Consider the following 7,111-nt stretch of genomic DNA (forward strand, 5'->3'; position numbering starts at 1 on the left):
TTCAGCAATTACGGAGTTCGCCATGATGTCTTCCGCCAAGCTCAAATCACTGCTTCTCGCCGCCGCCCTGCTGGGCGCGGGTTCGGCCGGCGCCGCCACCGCCGGCAACACCTTCCAGGTGCAGGCCACCGTGGTCAGCGCCTGCACGGTGTCGGGCTCGGCGATGAACTTCGGCGCCAGCATCGACCCGCTGGCCACCGCGACACCGCTGGACGCCAGCTCGACGCTGAGCGTCGTGTGCACCAACACCACGCCCTATACCGTGTCGCTGAACGCCGGGGCCAATGCCGGCGGCGCTTCCAATTTCACGAACCGCGCGATGAAGAGCGGTGCCAACAGCCTGGGCTACCAGCTCTATCTGGATGCCGGCCGCTCCACCGTCTGGGGCGACGGCACGGCCAGCAGCACCCACAGCGGCACCGGCACCGGCAGCACCCAGAGCCTGACCATCTACGGCCGCCTGCCCTCGCTGGCCAATGTGGTGCCCGGCAGCTACACCGACACCGTGACGGTGACGGTCACTTACTGAGGCCTCGCCATGCGCACTGCCCTGCTCGCCTGCCTGCTGGCCCTGAGTGGCCTGGCCCATGCCGCCGACATCAGCCTGATGCCGGTCAATGTCAAGCTCGACCGCCTCAATGACCGCGCCACCGTGCAGGTGCAGAACAACGGCAGCGAGGCGGTCATCATGCAGGCCGATGCGATCGCCTGGACCCGGGTCCAGGGCCAGGATGTCGACGGTCCGACCAGCGACATCATCGTCAACCCGCCGATCTTCACGATACAGCCGGGCCAGACCCAGATCGTGCGGGTCGGCCTGCGCCGCAACCAGGAGCTGCAGCAGGAGGCCACCTACCGCATGGTGCTGCGCGAGGTGCCGAGCCCGCGGCTGTCGGACATCGGCAATGTCAGCGGCAGCGTGCGTGTGCTGGTGGCGCTGCGGGTGCCGGTCTATGTGGCGCCGAGCAAGATCGTGCGCCAGGAGCAGTGGCAGCTGCGGCGCGCTGCCACTGGCGAGATGGTCGCCAGCGTCAGCAACACCGGCAATGTGCATCTGAAGATCGGCGAGCTGCGCCTGCAGGGCGGCGCGGCGCTGNGTCGCCAGCGTCAGCAACACCGGCAATGTGCATCTGAAGATCGGCGAGCTGCGCCTGCAGGGCGGCGCGGCGCTGGCGCTGCAGGGCAGCGGCAGCGTGATCTTCCCCGGCGAGCAGCGCAGCTTCCGTCTGCAGGGTGGGCAGAAGCATCGGCTGCTGGAAGTCGTCAGCGAGCAGGGCGTGCAGCAGGTGGCGCTGAATGAGGCGCAGGACTGAGTCCCGGCACGGCCACCTGCTGTGGCCGCTGCTGCTGGGGCTGACCGAGCCTCTGGGCGCCCAGTCCGGTGGCCTCTTGCCCAGCCCCGAGCTGGCTCAGGCCCTGGCCGAGCTCGCGCGCCCCGGCGAGACCCTGCTGCTGGGCCTGCGCATCAACGGCGTGGCCCAGCCGCAGACCCTGCGGGCGGTGCGCGTGGCCGAGGGCCTGGCGCTGCCGCAGCCGCTCTGGGAGTCGCTGCATCTGAAGCTGCCGGCGCTGGCGCCGCGCCTGATCGACGGCGAGCCGCATATGGTGCTCGATGGCCGACCCGACACCAGCCCGGACACCCGCTGGCATATCGAGGAGGCCAGCCAGACCCTGGTGATCGAGGCCTCGGCCTCGGCCTTCAGGCGCCAGCAGCTCAGCATGGAAAGCGCGGCGCCGCGCCTGACCCTGCCGCAGCAGCTGGGCCTGTTCGCCAACTACGATCTGTACTGGCAGCGTCGCAGCCAGGGCGGCGGCAGCAGCCTGGATGGCCTGGCCGAGCTCGGCGCGCTGACCGCGCGGGGCGACCTGAACCATCTGCTGCTGTACCGCCAGCAAGGCGGCCTGCTGCGGCTGGAGACGCGCTGGACCCTGGACCAGCCCGAGCGCATGGCGCGGCTGCGCCTTGGCGACACGGTCAGCCAGCCCGGTGCCTGGGGCCGGGCGCTGCGCCTGGGCGGCCTGCAGTGGGGCACGGACTTCTCGCTGCGGCCCGGTTTCCTGAGTTTCCCGCTGCCCAGCCTGAAGGGCGAGGCCGCCCTGCCCTCGACGCTGGATGTCTATGTCAACAACAGCCAGCGCCTGCAGGGCCGGCTGCAGCCCGGCGCCTTCGACCTCAGCGAGCTGCCCATCGTCACCGGCCAGGGCGAGATCCGCAGTGTGGTGCGCGATCTGCTGGGGCGCGAGCAGGTCGTGGTCCTGCCCTACTACGTCAGCCCGGCCCTGCTGAAGCCGGGGCTGCGCGCCTTCAGCGTCGAGCTGGGCCGGCTACGCGAGGACTATGGCCTGGCCAGCAACCGCTATGGCGCGGTGCTGGCCAGCCTGACCGAGCGCAAGGGGATCAGCGAGCGCTTCACCCGCGAGCTGCGTGCCGAGCTGATGCGCGCTCAGCAGACGCTGGGCGCGACCGGCATCTGGCTGTGGCCGGCGCTGGGGACCGGCACGCTGTCGCTGGGCTTGAGCCGGCAGCGCCAGGCCGATCGGGGCTGGATGCTGGGCGCCGGCCTGGACCGCCAGGGCCGCGACTGGAGCGGCAGCCTGCAGCTGCGCCGGGCCAGCGCCGGCTTCACGCAGGCCGGCGATACCCGCGGCGCAGCGGACAGCCGCTGGAGCGTGGCCGCCGCGCTGGGCAGCGCCTGGGGCGGCACCTCGCTGGGCCTGAGCTATCTGCAGCAGGGCGGGCGCAGCGGCGAGGCCGCCCGGCCACGGCTGCTGTCGCTGAGCGCCAGCCGCGACCTCGGTGGCTGGGGCTATCTGAGCCTGGTGGCACTGCGCGATCTGGGCGGCAGCACGGCGCTGTCGCTGTCCTGGAGCCATGCGCTGGGCGAGCGTGGCAGCGCCAGCGTCAATCTGCTGCGCAGCCGCAGCGAAGGGCCGAACGGCAGGCCGGACACCCAGAACCTGCAGCTGCAGGTCCAGCAGAACCCGCCCTTCGGCCGCGGCCTCGGCTACCAGCTGCTGACCGAGACCGGCGACCAGCGCCGCAGCCTGGCCCAGGCTGTTTGGCAGACCGACAAGGCCGACTTCAGCGCCGGCGCGGCCAAGCTGGGCCGGGCCCGGGAGCTGCGCGCCGGCGTCAGCGGCGGCCTGGCCTGGATGGATGGCGAGCTGTTCGCCAGCCGCCGCATCGACGGCGGCTTTGCCATCGTGCAGGTCGGCGACTATGCCGGCGTCGGCGTGCTGCATGACAACCAGCCGGTGGCCCGCACCGATGCCAGCGGCCGCGCCTTCATCGGCAGCCTGCGCGGCTACCAGAGCAACCGGGTCGGCATCGATGCCGCCGACCTGCCCTTCGATGCCCAGCTCGACGCGGTAGAAGTGCGGCTGACGCCGGCCGCGCGCAGCGCCGCGCTGATCAGCTTCCCGGTGCAGCGCAGCCGGGCGGCAAGCTTTCGCGTGATCGACCCGCAGGGCCGGCCGCTGCCGCCAGGCAGCGAGCTGCGCGTCGAGGGCGGCTCACGCAGCTTCCCGGTCGGGCTGGAGGGCCGCGCCTTTGTCAGCGGCCTGGCCGAGCGCAGCCGCGTCGACGCGCGCTGGCCCGACGGCAGCTGCAGCCTGATACTGACGCTGCCCCGCGAGCTGATCGAATGGCCCGAGCTGGGCACTCTTGAATGCAAGGCCACCCCATGAGATTGCTGCGTCTGCTTGTCCTGCTGCTGGCTGCCGCATGCGGCGCCGGCTCGGCCCAGGCCCTGTGCCTGCCGGTGCTGTGCAGCTGCACCGTCAGCACCACGCCGCTGCTGTTCGGCAGCTACAACCCGCTGGCCCATGGCCATACCGACAGCAGCGCCAGCATCAAGGTCGGCTGCGGCGGTGTGGCCGGGCTCTTGATTCCCTACAACCTCGCGATCAGCGCCGGCGGCGGCGGCAGCTTTGCCAATCGGCGCATGAGCCTGGGCGCCCACCAGCTGAGTTACAACCTCTATACGGATGCGGCCCGCAGCACGGTCTGGGGCGATGGCACGGCCGCCACGCTGCTGATGCCGGGCTCGATCACGCTGGACATCCTCGGGCTGGCGCCGCAGCAGACGCACTGGGTCTACGGCCGGCTGCCGGGCCGCCAGCTCGGCGCGGCGCCCGGCGCCTACACCGACACCCTCAGCGTGACACTGACGTACTACTAGCCCCAGGGCGCACCCAGCGCGCCAGCAGGCCGCCGTGGCGCTCGCCCCAGCTCAGCAGGCTCTCGCCCTGCCCGTCGAAGACCTGGCTCAGAAAGGCCAGGGTCAGCTCGCGGGTGGCGGTCTTAAGCTTGGGATTCAGCGTCAGGCCGCCGGTGCCGTCGCGGTCGGTGAAGACGCTGTGCGAGCCACCCTCGAACACCACCAGCGACTTGGTCGCGCTGCCGGTGGCGTCGAACACCCGCAGCCGGTCCTGCGCGTCGGAGTAGTAGCCGGGGATGCGTATCACGTCCTCGGTCGCGGTGATGTGCAGGGTCGGGATGTTGACCGAAGCCAGGATGGCCGACGGATCGGATTCGCCGTAGAAGGGCGGGGCCGAGATGATCAGCGCCGCCTTGAAGCGCTCGTCGCGCAGATCCATCACCGCGCCCTGGCGCTCGACGCGAGCGCCGGCCAGCAAGAGGCTGGTGTTGGCGCCGTAGGAGTGGCCGGCCGCGACGATGCGCCGCGCATCGATGCGCGCGCCCCACTCGCCCTGCAGCAGCCGGTCCAGCGCGAAGCTGACATCGCGAGCCCGGTGGATCGCCTCGCGCTCCTGGGCCGCGTCCTGCAGCCGGCCCACCAGGCCCAGTGGATTGCCCATCCAGAGCTGGCGGTCGCTGCCGACATGCTGGACATGCAGGCTGGCATAGCCCTGGCTCGCCCAGTACTGGCCCAGATAGCTGTAGCCGCGCCGCGAGCCGCCGATGCCGTGCGAGAACACGATCAGCGGCACCGGCGCGCCGTCCGTCTGGGCCTGCGCCGGCCAGTACAGCCGCACCGGAACGGCCCGCTGGCGCTGGGTGTCCTGCCAGTCCAGGTCCTGGCCCGGGATCGCCGGCGCCTCGGCCGCGCTTGATGGCACGGCCTGGGCCTGCGCCAGGCCCGGGGCAGCCGCGCACAACGCAGCGGCCAGAAAGAGGGCACAACGCCGGGCGGCTGACTTCTGAGCAAGCATCTGAAAGAACTCCTTGGCCGGCCAGTATGGGGCCAGGTCCGAGGCCTGGCAGAAGTCAGGGCTTGTGCGCCGCGCCCGCTTCGCTCAGGGACGGGCGATCAGAGCAAAGCGGCCCTCCTGGGACACGCGGGCCCAGAAGGTCTTCTTGGCCGCATCAAAGCCGACGACCACCGGTGCGGACGCGCATGAGCCGGTCACATCGGCCGGCGCCATCGTCAGATAGGCCGTCACATAGGGCTTGGCGCTGAGGCAATTGCTGGGAGCCAGCGCCTGCCAGCGCCCGCCAGCATCCTGGCGCGCCAGCATGAGCTGCTCGGGCTTCAGGTCCTTGGGCAGCCCGAACTCCAGCACGTAGCGGTCGCCCTGCCCTTCGGCGTCCAGATCCCAGCGCTTGCTGGCCCAGGCCGGCAGCTGCACCGGCTGCTTGCCGGCTTCGCTGCCATCGCCCAACGAACCAGGCAGGCCGGTGTCGGTGGCGATGTTCTTCACTCGACCATAAGCATCGATATAGGTGCCGCCCTGACCGGCCGTGCCGCTGATGCTCAGCACCTCGGACTGAAGCCCCTCGACCTTGGGCTCCCAGGCCAGGATCAGCTGCTTCTTCAGATCGATGGTGGTGGCACGCACCTCCACTTCCTCATTGGCCTGGCCGATGTTCACCAGACGTGCCCGCTGGCTGTTGTTCAGATTGGGGCGCCAGCTCTCGTGGGAGATGAACATATGGCGCTGCATCAGCGACAGCATCTCGCGGTTGCTGGCCGCCTCGGTCTTGCCGGGCTCGGCGCTCATGCTGCGGGTGCGGGTGTCGTGGCGGTTGAAGCTGAGGTTCTCGCCATCCAGCACGCGCGCGGCCAGGCCCTGGGGCGAGGGACAGTTGCTGGTCCGGTAGCTGGTGTCATAGATGTTGTTGCGCTGGATGGCGGCCGGAAAGCTGGCCGGGAACACCAGCTTGTCGCAGCTCGCGGCACTGCGGCGGAAGCGGTCGAACAGCTGCCACTTCGGCTGGGCCAGCTCCTTGGGTCCGTCCTCGTTGCGCATCACGCTGTGCTCGGCGTACCAGGCCTTGAAGTCCAGCACATCGTCCTTGAAGTCGAGGATGGAGGCATTGACGTCCAGGATTCCGGTCGCCTCGGTGCGGGCCTTCAGCATCAAGGTGTTTTGCACCAACTCGTGCTCGCCGAACCGGTTCTCGTAGCCCTTGTAGGAGGCGCTGCCGGACACGATCTGCATGAAGGGGCGCTGCGCCGGATCGCGGATCAGGCTGCGGGCGTACATATGCTCATGCCCCGAAACGTAGACCACATCATGTTCCGCCAGCAGCTTGCGGTACTTGTCGTAAACGCCCTTGAACGCCACATCGCTGTCCTCCGAGCGGTAGCCCTCGACGATGCGCTCGCGCAGCAGGCCGTACTTGTTGCCAACAAAGGAATTGTGGGTCTGCAGCACGATGTGCTTGGCCTTGGCGCGGTGCTTGACGATGGTCTGCTCGACGAAGTCGTAGGCATAGGGCATCCAGCCATAGGACACATTGATGAAGAGCACGCCGTTGCGCAGCAGCGCGTAGTTTTTGTTGCGCGCACCGTCCATATGCTCGGCCTCGGCCGGGATCAGGTCGGCCACCAGGTCGTGCCAGTCCTGGTCCAGGCCCTTGTTGTCATGGTTGCCCATCACCGGCAGAAAGGTCATCTGGCCCTTGTAGGCCTCAGCCACCTCGCGCCACTGCTTGTACTCGGCGGCCGAACCGAACTCGGCCAGATCACCGACCACTAGCACCACATCGACCTTCTGCTGCTTGTAGAGCTCCAACAAGGCTCGCATCGGATGGACGGCCGCGTTCTGGCCGCCACCCTGGGTATCGGGCAGGACGCCCACGCGCAGCGCCTGGGCGGGCGCCGGGGCGGGCGCCGGGGCGGGAGCAGGTGCCGGCGCCGGTGCG

The 7,111-nt window shown here is 69.8% G+C and carries 6 protein-coding genes; 4 read left to right on the forward strand and 2 right to left on the reverse strand.

Annotated features, from left to right (window positions below):
* The first annotated feature begins 22 nt into the window (after positions 1-22).
* The 4 genes from PO768_RS07085 (at position 23) to PO768_RS07100 (ending at position 4,181) form a co-directional block, all read left to right on the forward strand.
* Positions 23-529 (forward strand): Csu type fimbrial protein, encoded by a 507-nt coding sequence (locus PO768_RS07085; RefSeq protein WP_272645495.1) that lies wholly within the window; start codon positions 23-25, stop codon positions 527-529.
* Between the two features lie 78 nt (positions 530-607).
* Positions 608-1,300, forward strand: a complete 693-nt coding sequence (locus PO768_RS07090) for a fimbrial biogenesis chaperone (RefSeq protein WP_442953195.1) — start codon at positions 608-610, stop codon at positions 1,298-1,300.
* A complete protein-coding gene (locus tag PO768_RS07095) occupies positions 1,297-3,687 on the forward strand; it encodes a fimbria/pilus outer membrane usher protein (RefSeq protein ID WP_272645497.1) in 2,391 nt (796 codons plus the stop codon). The genes PO768_RS07090 and PO768_RS07095 overlap by 4 nt, the downstream gene beginning before the upstream one ends.
* Positions 3,684-4,181: a Csu type fimbrial protein gene (locus tag PO768_RS07100; RefSeq protein ID WP_171018270.1), complete on the forward strand. Its 498-nt coding sequence runs from the start codon at positions 3,684-3,686 to the stop codon at positions 4,179-4,181. The genes PO768_RS07095 and PO768_RS07100 overlap by 4 nt, the downstream gene beginning before the upstream one ends.
* Here PO768_RS07100 and PO768_RS07105 read toward each other — a convergent pair.
* Positions 4,156-5,175 carry an alpha/beta hydrolase family protein gene (locus PO768_RS07105; protein WP_272645498.1) on the reverse strand — a complete coding sequence of 340 codons (1,020 nt, stop codon included), beginning with the start codon at positions 5,173-5,175 and terminating at the stop codon, positions 4,156-4,158. The genes PO768_RS07100 and PO768_RS07105 overlap by 26 nt on opposite strands.
* Before the next feature lie 84 nt (positions 5,176-5,259).
* The coding region (locus tag PO768_RS07110) for a metallophosphoesterase family protein (RefSeq protein WP_272645499.1) at positions 5,260-7,111 on the reverse strand (1,852 nt) is incomplete at its 5' end.

This window comes from Paucibacter sp. XJ19-41 (assembly GCF_028462495.1).
Taxonomy (GTDB): Bacteria; Pseudomonadota; Gammaproteobacteria; order Burkholderiales; family Burkholderiaceae_C; genus Roseateles_E.